This is a genomic window from Erythrobacter sp. HKB08 (genome assembly GCF_004114695.1).
Lineage (GTDB): Bacteria > Pseudomonadota > Alphaproteobacteria > Sphingomonadales > Sphingomonadaceae > Parerythrobacter_A.
Window position 1 is genome coordinate 1,706,273 of sequence record NZ_CP035310.1, and the last position, 17,384, is coordinate 1,723,656.

Sequence of the window (17,384 nt, forward strand, 5' to 3'; positions counted from 1 at the left end):
ATGCCTTTGTCCATCTTCCTCTGCGCACAGAAATCGCTTGAATTGCTGGTGGGGGTTGGCAAACCTTGGCGGCGTAGATGATCGACCTTCCATCACCGCACGCGATCGCAGCCATGGTTGTGACAGTCGCGATGTTCGTCGGTTTCATCCGGGGGCGGATGTCGATCGAGATCATCTCGCTGCTCACCATCGCGGTCATCGCGGTCGGCCTTTATTTCTTCCCGCTGCCGAACACCGACCCGACCGACGGGTTGCAGCTCGCTTTCTCGGGCTTCGGCCATTACGCGTTGATCACGATCTGCGCGCTGATGATCATGGGGCGGGGGCTCGTCGTGACAGGGGCGCTGGAGCCTGCCGCGCGCTTCCTCGAAGGCGTGTTCAAGTGGAACCTGCAACTCGGCCTGCTGTTCTCGCTGCTGATCGCCTTCGCGTTGTCGATGGGCGTCAACAACACGCCGGTGCTCGTCCTGCTCATCCCGATTTTCGCGGCGCTGGCGGCCAAGGGGGCGCTGCCGACATCGCAGACGCTGATGCCGCTCAATGCTGCATCGCTGCTCGGCGGGCTTGCCACGACCATTGGTACCTCGACCAACATCCTCGTCGTTTCCATCGCGGTCGACCTTGGGATGGAGCGTATGGGCGTGTTCCACTACACGCCGATCGTGCTCGCCGCCTCGCTCGTGGCGCTGCCGTACATCTGGCTCGTCATGCCGCGGATGCTGCATGACAACACGGTCGAGACTTCGCATGCAGAGCGGCGGTTCCGCAGCCGCCTTCGGATCGGCCCGGAAAGCGCGCTGATCGGGCAGGACCGCGGGTCCATCCAGCCGCAGCTGCCGGAGGGGATCGAATTCCACGACCTCGGCCCGGGCAAGATCGAGCGCGACCAGCGGCTTAATATCTCGGGCACGCACGAAGCTCTCGAGGATGCGATGCGCACATTGCGCGGCGAAGTCGCGCCGACCTGGGTGCTTGACCGTATTCGCCGCCGGTCGAGCGAGATCGGCGAGGACATTACCGTTGTCGAGATGACGGTCACGGCGGATTCGCGCCTCGTCTCGCGCAGCCTGCCGACTTCGGGCATCGCCGATCTTTACGGCGTCGCGGTCCTCGGCATCCACCGCCCGGAACGTATCCTCGGCGAGAAGAACGAATATAGCGAAGGCGGCGACCTACGCATTCGTGAAGGCGACGTCCTGCTGGTCATGGGCCTCACGGGCGACCTGCAGGAATTCGCGCGCAGCGACAGCCTGCTGATGCTCGAAGGTGCGCGCGAGCTTCCGCGTCGTTCCAAGGCGCTGCTTTCGGCCGTAATCATGGGCGGCGCGGTCGGCACGGCATCGATCGGCCTGTTCCCGATCGCCATCTCGGCACTTGCCGGTGCGATCCTCATGTTCCTGACCGGTTGCGTCAAATTCGACCGCGTCGGCAAGGCACTGTCTGCACAGGTCATCGTGCTGGTCGCAGCCAGTATCGCGCTTGGCCGGATCATCGATGAAAGCGGCGCGGCGGAATGGCTCGGCACGGTGCTCGCAGCCGGTCTGGGCAGCCTTGCGCCTGCCGCGGTCCTTGCCGCGATCATGATATTCGTGACGGTGCTGACGAACTTCGCGTCCAACGCCACGGCGGCAACAGTTGGTACGCCGATCGCCTTCAGCATTGCGGACAAGCTCGACTTGCCGCCCGAGCCGCTGATCCTCGCCGTGCTGTTCGGCTGCAACCTCTGCTATGCGACGCCGATCGCCTACCAGACAAACATGCTGATAATGGCGGAGGGCAGCTACGACTTTAAAGACTACGTGCGCACCGGTGTTCCGCTGGTCGTGCTGATGGTGATGACGCTCTCCATCCTGCTTGTGATCAGCTACGGGCTGTGACCGGCAAGCAGGCGCGAACAGCGTAACATGCGTAACTTTCCAACCGACCGGACAAGGGTCGGGACACAGAACCGAAACGGGGACGAGACATGACGAGACTGGCACTTCTGGCAGGGGCCGCGACGCTCCTTTGGGCTCCGTCAGCGCAGGCGGACGACTTGCGCACAGACCTTGCCGCCGACATGCCCGAGCTGATGGAGCTCTACCGCGACCTCCATGCCAACCCTGAGCTCAGCTTCCAGGAGTTCGAGACTGCCGCCAAGCTCGCCGAGCGCTTCCGCGAAATGGGTTTCGAGACGACCGAGAAAGTCGGCCAGACCGGCGTCGTCGGCGTGATGAAGAACGGCGATGGGCCGGTCGTCATGCTGCGCGCCGACATGGACGGACTTCCGGTGATCGAGCAGACCGGGCTCGAATATGCCTCGAAGCGCGTCGCGACCCCGGCCTCGGGCGTCGAGACGGGTGTGATGCATGCCTGCGGGCACGACACGCACATGACCGGCCTCATCGGCGCGGCGCAATTGCTGGTTGACCGGAAGGACGAATGGTCGGGTACCGTGGTGCTGATCCTTCAACCTGCGGAGGAACTCGGCGAGGGCGCGCTCGCGATGCTCGAAGACGGTCTCTACGAACGCTTCCCCAAGCCGGACTACGTGCTCGCCTTCCATGACGCGGCGCAGTTCCCGGCAGGGATGATCGGCTATTCGCCCGGCTATGCGCTGGCCAATGTCGACAGCGTGGACATCACCGTCCCGGGTGTCGGTGGGCATGGTGCCTATCCGCACACGACCAAGGACCCGATCGTGCTCGCCAGTGCGATCGTGATGAAGCTGCAGACGCTGGTCAGCCGCGAGAGCAGCCCGCTCGATCCGGCTGTCGTGACGGTCGGCAGCTTCCACGCGGGCGCCAAGCACAACATCATCTCCGACGAGGCGAAGCTGCAGCTTACCGTGCGTTCCTATTCGGATGAATCGCGCAAGCTGCTGCTCGACGGCATCGCGCGGATTGCGAAGGGCGAGGCGATGGCTGCCGGCATGCCGGAAGACAAGATGCCGACCGTCACGGTCGCCGATCCCTACACGCCCTCGACCTTCAACACGCCCGACTTCACCGAGACCGTCATGGCCGGTTTCCGCGAGCGCTTCGGCAATGAGCGCGTGATGCAGGTACCATCGGTCATGGGAGGTGAGGATTTCGGCCAGTTCCTCCGGGCCGATCCGGACGGCGTGAAATCGCTCATCTTCTGGATCGGCGGGGTGCCGCAGGACCAGTTCGAGAAGGCCCAGGCGGGCGAGGGCAGCCTGCCGTCGCTCCACAGCCCGTTCTGGTCGCCAGATGCGGAAAAGGTCGTTGCCACCGGTGCCGAGGCGCTGGCGAGCGCCACGCTCGACCTGCTCAAGCCGCAGTCGGGCGGATAAGGCCTAGAAGTCGGTCGCCTCGCCGCCGCCCGATCGTTCGAGCGAAGCGAACGAGGCCGACTGGATCTGGCGCTCGTCGTCTTCCGGATTCACATTCGCATTGATCATGCGCAGCAGGGCTTCCTGCTGTTCGTGCGACATTGCCTGGAACTGCTCGAGGGTGATGCCGAGCGCTTCGAGCTTCTTCACCCAAGCCGGGGTCGTGCCGCTTCGCAGGCCGCGCGCTTCGAACTCGAACGGGCCGGAATACCCGCCGGAAGAAGAATAGGACGAGCCGTTCTGCCTGCTCACGCCGCTGGCCTTGATCGTAAGCTTCGGTGCTTCTACCTCGCGCACGGCTACCGCGACATTGTCTGCTTGCTTGGCAACCGCCTCGCGTTTCGCGCTGTCGCCCATGATCGCGATGCCGCCGGTAAGCGCGACAGTGACGATCGCGAAATGGCGATACATCTTGAGGTCCTTCGACCAGCTTTTCTGCCGCTTTGCCATGAGGGGCGCTTACAACCGCCGCGTTAACCATGCTCTCGCGACTATGGTTAAGGGGATCTTGCCGGCCCGATAATTTGACGGCCGCCGGAGCGCTATGCTCCGACGGCCGTATCTCCTCCCCAGGAGACTTGGTGCAGCGCCCTAGCTGTAGGTGCCGAGGCGGTGATGCAGGGCGTTGATCTTCGCGAGTTCCTCGCGGTCGTCTGTCGTCTTGGCGTAGGCGGCAAGCGCCGTGCGCAGGAGCCTGAAGTCGGCGGTGGAGAGCAGGGCGCGTGCCCGTCCCGGTTCAGGTTTCGCTTCGGTCGTCATATCGGCCTCCTTTCCGGCCTTTTCTGAGGTGCCCGGGGCAGCCTCGAACTGGTTCCCAGCGGGCTGCGTTATGCAGCCTCGAACTGGTTCATAGTGTTGTCCTTGCCGCCTGCCTTGAGAGCAGCTTCACCGGCGAAGTATTCCTTGTGATCATCGCCGATGTCGGAACCGGCCATGTTCTGGTGCTTCACGCAGGCGATGCCTTCGCGGATCTCGCGGCGCTGGACCTGCTGGACGTAGCCGAGCATGCCTTCCTCACCGAAGTAGCGCTTGGCGAGGTTGTCGGTGCTCAGCGCGGCCGTGTGATAGGTCGGCAGCGTGATCAGGTGGTGGAAGATGCCGGCACGCTTGGCGGCATCTGCCTGGAAGGTGCGGATCTTCTCGTCGGCCTGCTGCGCCAGCTCGGTGCCGTCGTATTCAGCAGCCATGAGCTTGTCGCGCTCGTAAACCGACACGTCCTTGCCTTCTTCCTGCCAGGCGTCGAACACCTGCTGGCGGAAGTTGAGCGTCCAGTTGAAGCTCGGCGAGTTGTTGTAGACCAGCTTCGCGTTCGGCACGACTTCGCGGATGCGGTCGACCATGCCTGCGATCTGCTCGACATGCGGCTTCTCGGTTTCGATCCACAGCAGGTCCGCGCCGTTCTGGAGCGAAGTAATGCAGTCGAGGACGACGCGATCTTCACCCGTGCCCGGACGGAACTGGTAGAGGTTCGAGGGCAGGCGCTTGGGAGCCAGCAGCTTGCCGTCGCGGCTGATGAAAACCTGGCCGTTGGTGACATTGGCCGGATCGACTTCGTCCGCATCGAGGAAGCTGTTGTACTGGTCGCCGAGGTCGCCCGGCTCGGTCGAATAGGCGATCTGCTTCGTCAGGCCGGCACCGAGGCTGTCGGTACGGGCGACGATGATGCCGTCTTCAACACCGAGCTCGAGGAAGGCGTAACGGATTGCGCGGATCTTCTGGAGGAAGTCCTCGTGCGGGACCGTGACCTTGCCGTCCTGGTGGCCGCACTGCTTTTCGTCCGACACCTGGTTCTCGATCTGCAGGGCGCAGGCACCCGCTTCGATCATCTTCTTGGCGAGCAGGTAGGTCGCCTCGGCGTTACCGAAGCCTGCATCGATGTCGGCGATGATCGGAACGACGTGCGTTTCGTGATTGTCGATCGCCGTCTCGAGGCGCTTGGCTTCGAGCTCGTCGCCAGCTTCACGAGCGTCGTCAAGGGCACGGAACATCATGCCGAGTTCGCGTGCGTCGGCCTGCTTGAGGAAGGTGTAGAGCTCTTCGATCAGCGCAGGGACGCTGGTCTTCTCGTGCATCGACTGGTCCGGCAGCGGACCGAAGTCGCTGCGCAGCGCGGCAACCATCCAGCCCGACAGGTAGAGGTACTTGCGCTTGGTGGTGCCGAAATGCTTCTTGATGGAAATCATCTTCTGCTGGCCGATGAACCCGTGCCAGCAACCGAGCGACTGGGTGTAGGCAGCCGGATCGGCGTCATAGGCATCCATGTCCTGGCGCATGATCTTCGCGGTGTACTTCGCGATGTCGAGGCCGGTCGGGAAGCGGTTCTGGACGCGCATGCGGGCAGCGCTCTCCGCGTCGATGGCGTTCCACGGCGCACCGGCCTGGCCGATGGTCTTTCCGAGGGCGTCGATCTGCGTCTGGTAGGTCATGGTCTTCTCCTGGATTCGGTCGGCAACGGGGCCGTTGAGGAGAAGATGCGGGTCGGCGGGCGATTCTGATAGAGAAAATTACAAACTTTCTTGTCTAACGCCCAGTGAATTGCCAATATCGGCTGTAAGGTTGTAAAGAAAGTTACATCCAATGGCTGAAAGCGCACTCTTTGCCGGACCCGCCATGCGCCGCTTGCGCAAGCGGGAGGGGCTGACGCAGGCCGCGATGGCGGCGCGCCTGTCGATCTCGCCGAGCTACCTCAATCTTATCGAGCGCAATCAGCGTCCGCTCTCGGCGCGGGTCCTGATGCAGGTCGTCGACGCATTCGAGTTCGACCCGCGCAGCTTGCGCGAGGACGAGGCAATCGGCGGGATCGAGGGCCTTGCCCGTCGCCTCGCAGACGAGCGTTTCGGCGATCTCGGGCTGGATCGTGACGAGGCAGTCGAAGCGCTGGCGTCGGTTCCCCAGTTCGCAGCCGCCTTTGCCCGGCTTTACGACCAGTCGGGAGAAGCCGCGACACGGGTGGACGATCCACTGATCCAGTCGCGTCACGAGATCGAGCGCTGGCGCAACCACTTCGCGGAGCTGGACGAACAAGCGGAATTGCTGTCCGACGAGATGCGCCTGTCACGCGGCGATATCGGCGTCGCCTTGGCGGAGCGTTTGCGGACCAATCACCAGCTCGCGATCCGCATTCTCCCGCGCGAAGTCATGCCGTCGGCCGTTCGCAGGCTCGACCTGCACGCGCGGCAACTGCAATTGTCCGAGATGCTCACACCTGCCTCGCGTGCTTTCCAGGTCGCGCTGCAGATCGGCCAGTTCGAAGCGCAGGACCGGATCGAGCAGATTGTCGCCGGCTCGCAGCTGACGAGCGAACCGGCCAGGCGCTTGTTCGAGCGGCATCTGTACGGCTATTTCGCCGCTGCGCTGCTGATGCCGTACAGCCGCTTCCTGCGCGCATGCGAAGCGACCGGTTACGACCTGACGGTGCTGCAGCGCCGTTTCGGTGTCAGTTTCGAACAACTCGCCCATCGCCTCACCACCCTCCAGCGCGTGGGGCAGAGGGGAATGCCTTTCTTCATGGCACGCATCGATCGGGCCGGGCAGATGTCCAAGCGGTTCGCCGGCGCTTCCGGCACCCAGCTGCTCGAAGGCGATGCGACCTGTCCGCTGTGGGTCATCCACCAGGCCTTCGAGCGCGCAGGCACGATCTGCGTGCAACCCGTCCGCGTGGAATCGCGCAGTGCCGGGTCGGGGCACTGGCTGACGATGGCAAGGGCAGTCGATGGCAGCGGCACCAGCGGGGAGTCGCGCTTTGCCATCGTGCTCGGCATCGATGCCAAAATTGCCGGTGACCTCGCCATGGCACGCGGCCTGTCTCTCGCAGAAAGCGATGCGCAACCGATCGGGCTTGGGTGTGCGAACTGTCATCGAATGGACTGCCGCCAGCGCTCGCTGCCGCCGATAGGTGCGAAATTGCAATTCGATCGCATGGAACGCGGTGTCACGCCGTTCGTATTTGGCCGTGATGGACCGGAATAGGAAAGACCGGACCTGTGAAGGAGGACGTTATGACCGAAGAACGCACTACGGTTACGACTGACGAACACGGAAATACGCACAGTTCGACAACGGTTTATACCGATCGGAAGGAGGGCGGCGGCGCTGGCAAGTGGATCTTCCTCGTCATCCTGCTCGTCGCGGTCGTGGGCGGTATCATCGTCCTGAACCAGATGGGCGGTGCCGAGATCGCCAAGGACAATGCTGTCGCCGAAGCGGCAAATGAAGTCGGCGATGCCGCGCAATCGGTCGGCGAGGCAGCCGAGGACGTTGCCGACGAAGTCACCGGCGGGTGATAATCCCGCGTTAACTTCTGAAGCGCCCGCAGACTGCGCGTTTGCGGCTGCTGTAAAATTTACCGACATTTCACTTCTTGCCCCTAGTCCGGTGCTCCAGTTGAAGGAGCATCCGGACGGGGCACATGATCCGCCTGTTCAAGCATTACATCCCCCATGCCGTCGTGCTGTTGGGGCTGCTGGACCTGGCGCTACTCGGCGCGGCGGGCGAATTCGCTTGGCTGCTGCGCGCGTCGCAGATCGGTATCGAGCCGGGCTCGCTGGCCAGCCGGATCGGCCCGCTCGCTGGTTTCGCCATCGTGCTGTGGACCGCCATGATCGCGGTCGGCGTTTACGGAAGCGACGCGCTCCATTCGATGCGCTTCGCCTGCGCTCGCCTGTTCGTAGCAATCAGCCTCGGCATTATTGCGCTTTCGGTCATAGATTTCGTCCTGCCTGGAGCGACTTTCTGGCGCTCGACCTTGCTCTACGCGATGGTCATTGCCGCGCTGCTGCTGGTATTCGCGCGCCTGCTGGTGGGGATGTTCATCGGCAGCTCCGCCTTCCGCCGACGCGTTGTCGTGCTCGGAGCGGGGCTGCGCGCAAGTCGCCTGAAGGCACTGGCCGACCGCCCCGGATCGGGTTTTGCGATCGTCGCCTATATCGCCATGACCGAGGCGAACCGCGAGGTCGAGGAGGCCATCTCGCGTGAGGCGATCCACGATCTCGGCAAGTTCGTCGATAATCTCGGCGCGAGCGAGGTCGTTCTCGCCCTCGAGGAACGCCGCAATGCCCTTCCGCTGAAGGACCTGCTGCGCATCAAGACGACCGGTGTACACGTCAACGAATTCAGCAGCTTCATGGAGCGTGAGACTGGCCGGATCGATCTCGATACCGTCAATCCGAGCTGGCTTATCTTCTCTGACGGTTTCTCCTCAGGGCGGATGCTGTCGAGCGCGGCCAAGCGGGTGTTCGACATTCTTGCTTCGGGCCTGCTGCTGATCGCGACAGCCCCGATCATCCTGCTGTTTGCGCTGCTCGTTAAGCTCGACAGCAAGGGTCCGGCGTTCTTCCGCCAACAGCGTGTCGGTCTCTACGGCCAGTCGTTCGACGTCATCAAGCTGCGCTCCATGCGTACCGATGCGGAGAAGGACGGTGCGAAATGGGCGCAGAAGGACGACCCGCGCGTAACCCGGCTCGGCAAGTTCATCCGCAAGGTCAGGATCGACGAGCTGCCCCAGACGTGGAGCGTGCTCAAGGGCGAGATGAGCTTCGTCGGACCGCGTCCCGAAGTCCCGAAATTCGTCACCGACCTCGAAGACAAACTGCCCTTTTACGCTGAACGCCACATGGTGAAGCCCGGCATCACCGGCTGGGCGCAGATCAACTATCCCTACGGCGCCAGCATCGAGGATGCGCGCCACAAGCTCGAATACGACCTCTATTACGCGAAGAACTACACGCCCTTCCTCGATCTCCTGATCCTGCTGCAGACGCTGCGTGTGATCCTCTGGCCGGAGGGCGCGCGATGAGCGGAGGGGTGGACAACATCTGGATCCTGCTGGCGTTCGCGTTTCACATCGCGGGCGCCGCTGCGTGCTGTGTCGCAATCGCGTGGATCATGCGTCGCGGGGACGCGAAACGCACCGACCGTATTCCGCTTGTCGCGGCTCTCACCATTACCGCCGGATGGTCTGTCTCGCACGCGGCGCTCGGCCCGCTCAACGGGCTGACAGCGTGGCTCGAGATCGTGCGGAACCTCTCGTGGATCTACGTCATCTTCAAGCTCTACGCGAACGATGGGCGCGACCAGAGCATGCGCCCGATCCGGCCCGTCGCGTTCGCGCTCGGGTTTGTCGAGTGTTTGCAGGCGGTTCTGATCGTCATTGCGACGAGCTACGCAACCACGCCCGAGCCGGCGCTGCTCGTCCTCCAGATCATGGCGATGTTGCGGATCCTGGTCGCGATCGGCGCGCTCGTGCTGCTGCACAATCTCTATGTCGGCGCGGCCCAGCCGGTGCGCCAGACGCTGCGCTGGACGACTGCGGCATTCGCGGCGCTTTGGGCCTTCGACCTCAACGTCTACACCATCGCCTATCTCGGCAGCACATTGCCGGTCGAGATGATGGCGGTGCGCGGCCTCGTCGTGGCGACTGCTGCGATTCCGCTAGCGATCGGATCGAGCGGCAGTTCCGCCGCAATGCGTCTCAAGCCGTCGCGCGCGGTTACGTTCCAGACTCTCTCGCTGCTGGTGATCGGTGCTTACCTGCTAGTCATGGTCGGGATCGCGCAGTCGCTCTCGATGCTCGGCGGCGACATCGCCCGGCTGACGCAAGTCGGCTTCACCTTTGCCGCGACGGTCGTCGCGCTGCTCTGGCTGCCGTCGAAGCGGCTGCGCGGCTGGGTCAAGGTTACTGCGGTCAAGCACCTGTTCCAGCATCGCTACGACTACCGGGCGGAATGGCTGCGCTTTACCCGCACGATCGCGGAGGACCGGGAGGACGGTCACTCGCTACACGAGCGCGCGGTGAAGGCGATGGCCGACATCACCGACAGTCCGGCCGGTCTGCTCCTGGTGCGCGACGACAACGGCGGTTTCGAACTGGCCTCGCGCTGGAAATGGGGCGCGCTCGAAGTGCCTGCATCGCCCATCTCGAATGACTTCTCGCAATTGCTCGAGCGCGATCTCTTCATCGTCGATGTCGACGATGCGCGGGGAGGCAGCGACCGGAAGGGCGAACTTTCGCTGATCCCGCAGTGGCTGGTCGATGAGCCCAAGGCCTGGGCGATGGTCCCGCTGGTCCACTTCGACCGGCTGACCGGTATCATCGTGCTTGCCCGCCCGTCCGATCCCCGCAGGCTCGACTGGGAGGATTTCGACCTGCTGCGGATCGTCGGCCAGCAGCTCGCCAGCTACCTTGCCGAGCAGTCCGTCCAGCAGGCGCTCATGGAAGCGGCGCGCTTCGACGAGTTCAACCGGCGCATCGCCTTCGTGATGCACGATGTGAAGAACCTTGCGAGCCAGCTTTCGCTGCTTGCACGCAATGCCGAACTTCATGCCGAGAAGCCCGAGTTCCGGGCCGACATGCTGGTGACGCTGCGCAAGAGCTCCGAGAAGCTCAACAATCTCATCGCCCGCCTCAACCGCTACGGCACCAGTGCATCCGATCACCGCGAAACGATCTCGCTCAGCGACCTTGCGCGCCAGGTTTGCGAGCGGATGGGCAAGCTGCATCCGGTGCAGGTGATTGCCGAAGACGAAGTCGAAGTGGTCGCCGACCGGGAAAACCTCGAACAGGCGCTGATCCACCTGGTGCAGAATGCGATAGACGCGAGCGAGGCCGAGCAAACGGTCTTTATCGAGGTATCGACCGACAAGCTGAAGGGCCGCATCCAGGTCGTCGATTCAGGCGCGGGAATGACGCCGGAGTTCGTGCGCAGCGGCCTGTTCAAGCCGTTCGTGTCTTCCAAGTCCTCCGGCTTCGGCATCGGCGCCTACGAAGCGCGCGAGCTGGTGCGAGCCATGGGCGGCCGGCTCGATGTCGAATCACGTGAAGGGCTCGGCACGCGCTTCTCGATCACATTCCCGCTCAACGAGGTTTCGGACCTGTTCAAGGGACCGGACGACGCAATCACTTCAGAGGTGGCATGATGGCCGATATGAAACCCAAGCTCCTGATCGTGGAGGACGACGAGGGCCTGCAGGCCCAGCTCAAGTGGGCCTACGAGGACTTCGACGTCACCATTGCCGGCGACCGGGCATCGGCGCTTGCGGCGCTGCGTGCGGAGGAACCGGCGGTCGTCACGCTCGACCTCGGCCTGCCGCCCGATCCGGACGGTACGCGGGAAGGCTTCGCCGTGCTCGACGAGATCATGGCGCTCAAGCCCGATACCAAGGTGATCGTTGCGTCTGGTCACGGCGCGCGCGAGAGTGCGTTGCAGGCGATCGAGCGCGGGGCTTACGATTTCTACCAGAAGCCGGTCGATATCGAGGCTCTCGGCCTGATCGTCCGGCGCGCTTTCAACCTGCACGAGATCGAGGAAGAGAACCGTCGCCTCGCCGACAAGGTGGGTGAGGACAAGACCGTGCTCGGCGGTCTGGTCACGGCAGCACCCGAGATGGCGAAGGTCGCCCGCACGATCGAGCGCGTCGCCAATACGAATGTCTCGGTCATGCTCCTCGGCGCGAGCGGGACTGGCAAGGAATTGCTTGCCCGCGGCCTGCATGACGCCAGCAATCGCCGCGATGGCGAGTTCGTCGCGATCAACTGCGCGGCGATCCCGGAAAACCTGCTCGAAAGCGAGCTTTTCGGTCACGAGAAGGGCGCGTTTACTGGCGCCGTCAAGACGACCGAGGGCAAGATCGAACAAGCGCATGGCGGCACGCTGTTTCTCGACGAGGTCGGCGACATTCCGCTGCCGCTGCAGGTCAAGCTGCTGCGCTTCATCCAGGAACGCACGATCGAACGCATCGGCGGGCGCAAGCAGATCGCGGTAGATACGCGCATCGTGTGCGCCACGCACCAGAACCTCGAAGCGATGATCGGCGAGAACCAGTTCCGCGAAGACCTGTTCTACCGCCTTGCCGAAATCGTCGTGAAAATCCCCAGCCTCGCAGAGCGGCCGGGCGATGCGACGCTCCTGGCCAAGCATTTCCTCAACCGCTTCTCCGAGGAGATCAATCCAAAGGTGAAGGGCTTCGCGCCCGACGCGTTGGCCGCGATCGATGCCTGGCCGTGGCCGGGCAATGTTCGCGAGCTGGAAAACCGGGTGAAGCGCGCCGTCATCATGGCGGAAGGCAAGCTCGTCGCTGCCGAGGATCTCGACCTCGACGAGGACGAAGACGAAACCTGCGAGGCACTCAACCTGAAGAGTGCACGCGAACAGGTGGATCGCAAGGTGATCCGGCATGCGCTGGCTCGAAGCGAGGGCAATATCTCGCAATCGGCCAAGCTCCTCGGGATCAGCAGGCCGACGCTCTACGACCTGCTCAAGCAGTATGACCTGCACGCCTGACACGCCGATAAAACGCGTAATTGTCGCGGTTGCACTCGCTTGCGCGCTTGCTGCGTGCAGCGAGAGCGAACCCGAGCTTTCGCCGATCGAAAGCGCACGCGAGGCGCTGTCGGACGGCGATGCGATTGCTGCGGAAGTGTCCTTGCGCGAAGCATTGAGCGACGGTGCGGCCCGCGCCGATGTCGCGGCTTATCTTGGCGAAGCGAAGCTCCAACAGGGGCAACTGGCGGAAGCGCGGGACTGGCTGACCGACACGAGATTTAGTCCCGAGACCGAGGCTCACGGCAATCACATGCTCGGCCGTCTCGCGATGGCAGAGGGCGACCTCCCTGCCGCGGGAAGGGCATTCGACCGGTCCCTCGAGGCTGGCGGGGAAACGGCAGAACTATGGGTCGACATTGCCCGCCTGCGTTTCGCCGGCGGCGAACATGTACAGGCATTCGAGGCAAGCAGGCGCGCATCCGAGATCGACCCGGACAGCCTGCCCGCCGCAATACTGGATGCGCAGCTCACTCGCGATGCGCTGGGCCCGGCGCGTGCGATCCATTCGATGGAGCAGGCGCTCGAGCAGCATCCGGAATCTGCCGAACTACTGGCAGAGTATGCCGCCACGCTTGGGGAGGCCGGCCGCTACAGCGACATGCTTGCAGCGGTCAGGCAATTGCAGAAGGTCGATCCGGGCAATTCACGGGTACATTACCTGCAGGCTGTTCTCACGGCGCGGGCAGGCAAATGGGACCTTTCCTATTCGCTCCTGCAGCGCAGCTCGGAACTGGCGGAGGAAACTCCTTCTGCGTTGCTGCTTTCCGGCATCCTCGATCTCCAACGCGCCAATTATTCGAGCGCGGCACAGACGCTGCAACAACTGGCCGTCCGACAACCGGACAACCGACGTGTCCGGTTCCTCTGGGCCAAGTCGCTGCATCTTGGGCGGCGCGACAGGGAACTGGTCTACGAATTCGGCGAGGAGGCATCGCGCGACGATGCTGCGCCCTATCTCCAGACACTGGTTGCCCGTTCGTTCGAGAGCATCGGCGATCGCCGGAAGGCTGGTGAAATGCTCGACCGGTCCAACATGGCCGGTCGCGATCGTTTCCGCGAGATTACGAGCAGCACACCCTTCGCCGTTGCCGCAGGGCGCAAGACGGCCAATGGCGCAGATGTCCTCATACTCGCGCGCGCCGCCATTGGGGCAGGGAGGCCAGAGGTTGCAGCTCGGGCGAGCGAGGAATTCCTCGGCCAAATCCCGGGCTCGGTCGATGCGATGATCCTTGCCGGCGATGGCCTTATGGCGTCACGCCGGTTCGATGCTGCGCAGGACAGGTTTTCGGCTGCTGCCCGGGTTCGCAACAGCTGGCCGCTCGCATACAAGCGCAGCAGCTTGCTGCAGTTCGGCGGCGCGAACGACGAAGCGCTGGCCGTGGTGGGAGATCACTTGTCGAGCGCACCCTTCAACCAGGAAGCCTTGGCGGTCCTCGCAGAATTTCTCGCGATCGAGGGGCGATGGGGCGAAGCCGCGCGCGCAGCGGATAGCGCAATCGCCGCAGGTGGCGCGCGCGATCCTGCATTGCTTGTCCTGCGCGCCAAGGCGTCATTGGCACTGGGCGAGATTGACGACGCGCTGGTCTTTGCCGAAACCGCTCACGATCTTGCGCCCATGCACCGCGACACCGTCTCGACGCTTGCGAATGTATACGAGCAGGCTGAAGTCGACCCGGCAATGATCGCTGCTGCAAAACGAAAGGCGCGCCTGCTCGGCGCCTAACCTATCGACAGCATCGGCATGAGGCTGCACATGCATGCGCCATGTCGAGACTGGCTTTCCTCTCCGATCCGATGCTTCGCCTGCTGGTGCTGGCGGTCGCGCTTGCGTTGGTGCTGCCAGCCACGGGTGAGGCGAGCGGGCCGGTCAGGGCCGTTTCGAACGGCCTCATCTTCCTGCTCTTCTTCGTGAACGGCATCCGGGTCGGCCGTGCCGAGGTCCTGCGCGGGCTCGGTAACCTGCGTTTCCTCGTCCCGCTGTTCGGCTGGATATTCATTGCAATGGCGATTGCCGGAGTAGGGCTCGCTGCATTGGGAGGGCAAGTCCTGCCGCCGGTCATTGCGCTGGGCTTCATATATCTGGGCTGCATGCCTTCGACCGTGCAGTCGGCGACATCCTACACAACGATCGCAGGCGGCAGCACCGCGCTTGCCGTAATCGGAGCGGCGCTGGGAAGCATTGCGGGGGTTTTCATCAGCGCGCCGCTGTTCGCATTGCTCGGTGGGGGAGCCGTCGGTGAGATCGGCAATGACGCCGTGGTGAGGATTGCGCTGCTTCTCGTGCTTCCATTCGTCATTGGACAGGTCGTGCAGCACTGGCTCAAACCGGTGGTCGATCGCGAGAAGGCGAGAGCAGTGTGGCTCGACCGGATCGCGATTGCGATGGCGGTCTATGTCGCAACGTCCGGCGCGGTCGAGAACGGTGCAGGGGGCGATCTCGACACGACCGCATGGCTTGCGCTTATGAGCCTTACTGCGCTGTTCCTGCTGTTCGGCCATGGCGGGGCATGGCTCGTCAGCGGGCTGATCGGCTATTCGCGCGAAGACCGGATCGCATTCGTCTTCGGCGGAGCACAGAAGAGCATTGCGGTCGGTGCGCCGCTGGCAGGGCTGATATTCCCGCCCGCGCAGGCCGGGTTCGTGCTGCTACCGCTGCTGGTCTATCACTTCGCGCAGCTGGTGATCGCCGCGCCTATTGCGGCTCGCTTTGCGGCTCATCCGCCAGCCGCTTCCGGTTGAAGCGGATCGACCACCACAGCGACAGGCCGATCAGCACCGCGCCGATCAGGCCGGTGATCGTCTCGGGAATGTGATAGCGCGCCGACAGCAGCATGATCACACCGAGGACGATGATCGCCCAGAAGGCACCGTGTTCGAGATAGCGATACTGCGCCAGCGTGCCCGTGCGCACGAGATGGATGGTCATCGAACGCACGAACATCGCACCGACCGACAGGCCGAGCGCGATGATGATCATGTTGTTCGACAGTGCGAAGGCGCCGATCACGCCGTCGAAGCTGAAGCTCGCGTCGAGCACTTCAAGGTAGAGGAAGCCGCCGAGGCCGGAGCGGACGATTTCGCCTGCTGCCTTCTTGCGCGCTTCCCGCTGCTCGATGATTGCGCCGAGCGCGTTTACGCCGATGAAGGTGAGCAGGCCGAGGATTGCTGCGGTCAGGAAGGTGAATGCCTCATCCTGTCCGAGCATGGTCGATACGCCGTAAACGAGGCCGAGTACGAGGCCGATCTCGACCGCAGGCACGCTGGAGAAGCGGTTGATGGTCCGCTCGATACTGCCGATCCAGTGCGTGTCCTTCTCGGAATCGAAGAAGAAGGTGAGGCCGACCATCGCGAGGAACGCCCCGCCGAAACCGGCGATACCGATATGGGCGCTCGAGACGATCCGCTCGTATTCTTCCGGATTGTTGAGGGAGAGCTCTATCGCGTCGAGCGGACCCAGGTTTGCTGCGATCGAAACGATGGCGATTGGAAAGACGATCCGCATGCCGAACACCGCGATCAGGATGCCGATTGTCAGGAAGCGCTGCTGCCAGACCGGGTCCATTTCGCGCAGAACGGTCGCGTTGACGACCGCATTGTCGAAGCTCAGCGAAACTTCGAGGATCGAGAGGACCAGCACGATCCACACGATGGCGAGTGTTGCCGTGATCGAGCCGGTGCTAGTCCAGCCGTACCAAGCGGCCAGGACGAAACACAGCGCGGTGAAGCCGAGCGAAAACTTGTAGTATTGCAGCAGGGTCTGCATCGATTGGATATCCGGGAACTGGCTGGGGATCAGCTCTTGGGCTGGTAGGTCTGTTCTTCGCCGGGGAAGCTGCGGTCACGCACTTCTGCGGCGTATTTCTGCACCGTGGTCTCGATAACCGAGGCGATGTCTTCGTAGCGCTTCACGAAACGCGGGACGCGCTCGAACATGCCGAGCATGTCTTCGGTGACGAGCACCTGTCCATCGCACTGGGCCGATGCGCCGATGCCGATGGTCGGGGCGGTGACGGCCTTGGTCGCCGCAATAGCGATCGGTTCGATCACGCCTTCGATGACGATCGCGAATGCGCCGGCTTCGTCGAGCGCCTCCGCATCCGATACGATCTTGTCTGCCTCCGCATCGCTACGACCGCGCGCGGCATATCCGCCGAGCACGTTCACCGCCTGCGGGGTAAGGCCCACATGACCCATCACCGGAATGCCGCGCTGGTTGAGAAAGGCAACAGTTTCCGCCATCGCCTGCCCGCCTTCGAGCTTCACCGCGGCAGCGCCGCTTTGCTTCAGAAGGTAGGACGCGCTCTCGAAAGCCTGCTCCTTCGATGCCTCGTAGCTGCCGAAGGGCATGTCGACGACGACCACCGAATGATAGCTCCCGCGCACAACGGCGGCCGCATGATTGGCCATCATGTCGAGCGTTACCGGAATGGTCGAAGGAAGCCCGTAGATCACTTGGCCGAGCGAATCCCCGACCAGCAGCAGATCGCAATGCGCGTCGAGTAGCTGGGCCTGGCGCGCGGTGTAGGCGGTGAGCATGACCAGCGGTTCAGCGGTCACGCCGTCCTTCTTGCGCTGGCGGATCTTCGGGACCGTGAGGCGCTTCATCGGCGCCGGGGTCGGATTTGCGCGACTGGTCGCAGTGTCTAGCTGGAAGGTCGTGGACATGGATGCGCTTCTAGCGGAGCCGGGGAATTGCGCAAATGCTCCCTCGACTGGACGCGAAATTCATT

14 protein-coding genes are annotated in these 17,384 nt (G+C 63.4%); 9 read left to right on the forward strand and 5 right to left on the reverse strand.

What is annotated here, in order from left to right; translation table 11 throughout:
- The first annotated feature begins 77 nt into the window (after window positions 1–77).
- Both EO245_RS08215 and EO245_RS08220 read left to right on the forward strand, forming a co-directional pair.
- Window positions 78–1,877, forward strand: a complete 1,800-nt coding sequence (locus tag EO245_RS08215; RefSeq protein WP_199798637.1) for an SLC13 family permease — start codon at window positions 78–80, stop codon at window positions 1,875–1,877.
- Between the two features lie 89 nt (window positions 1,878–1,966).
- Window positions 1,967–3,295, forward strand: coding sequence for an amidohydrolase (locus EO245_RS08220; RefSeq protein WP_128892462.1), 1,329 nt, complete (start codon window positions 1,967–1,969; stop codon window positions 3,293–3,295).
- A gap of 3 nt (window positions 3,296–3,298) precedes the next feature.
- Here the strand turns inward: EO245_RS08220 and EO245_RS08225 are convergent, their stop codons facing one another.
- The 3 genes from EO245_RS08225 to EO245_RS08230 all read right to left on the reverse strand — a co-directional run bounded on the left by EO245_RS08225 (window position 3,299) and on the right by EO245_RS08230 (window position 5,760).
- On the reverse strand, window positions 3,299–3,784 hold the full coding sequence (locus tag EO245_RS08225; protein WP_128892463.1) for a hypothetical protein: 486 nt from the start codon (window positions 3,782–3,784) through the stop codon (window positions 3,299–3,301).
- Between the two features lie 141 nt (window positions 3,785–3,925).
- On the reverse strand, window positions 3,926–4,093 hold the full coding sequence (locus tag EO245_RS13395; RefSeq protein WP_164931288.1) for a hypothetical protein: 168 nt from the start codon (window positions 4,091–4,093) through the stop codon (window positions 3,926–3,928).
- A 68-nt stretch (window positions 4,094–4,161) separates the two neighbouring features.
- On the reverse strand, window positions 4,162–5,760 hold the full coding sequence (locus EO245_RS08230) for an isocitrate lyase (protein ID WP_128892464.1): 1,599 nt from the start codon (window positions 5,758–5,760) through the stop codon (window positions 4,162–4,164).
- A gap of 151 nt (window positions 5,761–5,911) precedes the next feature.
- Between EO245_RS08230 and EO245_RS08235 the strand changes: the two genes are divergently transcribed.
- From EO245_RS08235 to EO245_RS08265, 7 genes are all read left to right on the forward strand, one after another.
- Window positions 5,912–7,303 (forward strand): short-chain fatty acyl-CoA regulator family protein, encoded by a 1,392-nt coding sequence (locus EO245_RS08235; RefSeq protein WP_128892465.1) that lies wholly within the window; start codon window positions 5,912–5,914, stop codon window positions 7,301–7,303.
- A 29-nt stretch (window positions 7,304–7,332) separates the two neighbouring features.
- Entirely contained in the window at window positions 7,333–7,617 is a 285-nt protein-coding gene (locus EO245_RS08240; protein WP_128892466.1) for a hypothetical protein, read from the forward strand.
- A gap of 125 nt (window positions 7,618–7,742) precedes the next feature.
- Window positions 7,743–9,128: a TIGR03013 family XrtA/PEP-CTERM system glycosyltransferase gene (locus EO245_RS08245; protein WP_128892467.1), complete on the forward strand. Its 1,386-nt coding sequence runs from the start codon at window positions 7,743–7,745 to the stop codon at window positions 9,126–9,128.
- Window positions 9,125–11,248 (forward strand): XrtA/PEP-CTERM system histidine kinase PrsK, encoded by a 2,124-nt coding sequence (gene prsK / locus EO245_RS08250; protein ID WP_128892468.1) that lies wholly within the window; start codon window positions 9,125–9,127, stop codon window positions 11,246–11,248. Before EO245_RS08245 ends, prsK begins: the two co-directional genes overlap by 4 nt.
- On the forward strand, window positions 11,248–12,612 hold the full coding sequence (gene prsR, locus EO245_RS08255) for a PEP-CTERM-box response regulator transcription factor (RefSeq protein WP_128892469.1): 1,365 nt from the start codon (window positions 11,248–11,250) through the stop codon (window positions 12,610–12,612). The genes prsK and prsR overlap by 1 nt, the downstream gene beginning before the upstream one ends.
- Window positions 12,596–14,377, forward strand: a complete 1,782-nt coding sequence (locus tag EO245_RS08260) for a tetratricopeptide repeat protein (protein WP_164931289.1) — start codon at window positions 12,596–12,598, stop codon at window positions 14,375–14,377. The genes prsR and EO245_RS08260 overlap by 17 nt, the downstream gene beginning before the upstream one ends.
- Before the next feature lie 41 nt (window positions 14,378–14,418).
- Window positions 14,419–15,393, forward strand: coding sequence for a bile acid:sodium symporter family protein (locus EO245_RS08265; protein WP_128892471.1), 975 nt, complete (start codon window positions 14,419–14,421; stop codon window positions 15,391–15,393).
- Here EO245_RS08265 and EO245_RS08270 read toward each other — a convergent pair.
- Entirely contained in the window at window positions 15,347–16,417 is a 1,071-nt protein-coding gene (locus EO245_RS08270) for a DUF475 domain-containing protein (protein ID WP_128892472.1), read from the reverse strand. The genes EO245_RS08265 and EO245_RS08270 overlap by 47 nt on opposite strands.
- A gap of 29 nt (window positions 16,418–16,446) precedes the next feature.
- The gene (gene panB / locus EO245_RS08275) at window positions 16,447–17,319 is read right to left on the reverse strand and encodes a 3-methyl-2-oxobutanoate hydroxymethyltransferase (protein WP_128892473.1); all 873 of its coding nucleotides are present in this window, start codon (window positions 17,317–17,319) and stop codon (window positions 16,447–16,449) included.
- Window positions 17,320–17,384 lie beyond the last annotated feature (65 nt).

Excerpts from the sequence above, each read along its gene's own strand:
- EO245_RS08240 (WP_128892466.1), top strand. The coding sequence starts at position 7,333 with ATGACCGAAGAACGCACTACGGTTACGACTGACGAACACGGAAATACG.
- EO245_RS08265 (WP_128892471.1), top strand. The coding sequence starts at position 14,419 with ATGTCGAGACTGGCTTTCCTCTCCGATCCGATGCTTCGCCTGCTGGTG.
- prsK (WP_128892468.1), top strand. The coding sequence starts at position 9,125 with ATGAGCGGAGGGGTGGACAACATCTGGATCCTGCTGGCGTTCGCGTTT.
- prsR (WP_128892469.1), top strand. The coding sequence starts at position 11,248 with ATGGCCGATATGAAACCCAAGCTCCTGATCGTGGAGGACGACGAGGGC.
- EO245_RS08260 (WP_164931289.1), top strand. The coding sequence starts at position 12,596 with ATGACCTGCACGCCTGACACGCCGATAAAACGCGTAATTGTCGCGGTT.
- EO245_RS08220 (WP_128892462.1), top strand. The coding sequence starts at position 1,967 with ATGACGAGACTGGCACTTCTGGCAGGGGCCGCGACGCTCCTTTGGGCT.
- EO245_RS08230 (WP_128892464.1), bottom strand. The coding sequence starts at position 5,760 with ATGACCTACCAGACGCAGATCGACGCCCTCGGAAAGACCATCGGCCAG.
- EO245_RS08235 (WP_128892465.1), top strand. The coding sequence starts at position 5,912 with ATGGCTGAAAGCGCACTCTTTGCCGGACCCGCCATGCGCCGCTTGCGC.
- EO245_RS08215 (WP_199798637.1), top strand. The coding sequence starts at position 78 with ATGATCGACCTTCCATCACCGCACGCGATCGCAGCCATGGTTGTGACA.
- panB (WP_128892473.1), bottom strand. The coding sequence starts at position 17,319 with ATGTCCACGACCTTCCAGCTAGACACTGCGACCAGTCGCGCAAATCCG.
- EO245_RS13395 (WP_164931288.1), bottom strand. The coding sequence starts at position 4,093 with ATGACGACCGAAGCGAAACCTGAACCGGGACGGGCACGCGCCCTGCTC.
- EO245_RS08245 (WP_128892467.1), top strand. The coding sequence starts at position 7,743 with ATGATCCGCCTGTTCAAGCATTACATCCCCCATGCCGTCGTGCTGTTG.
- EO245_RS08270 (WP_128892472.1), bottom strand. The coding sequence starts at position 16,417 with ATGCAGACCCTGCTGCAATACTACAAGTTTTCGCTCGGCTTCACCGCG.
- EO245_RS08225 (WP_128892463.1), bottom strand. The coding sequence starts at position 3,784 with ATGGCAAAGCGGCAGAAAAGCTGGTCGAAGGACCTCAAGATGTATCGC.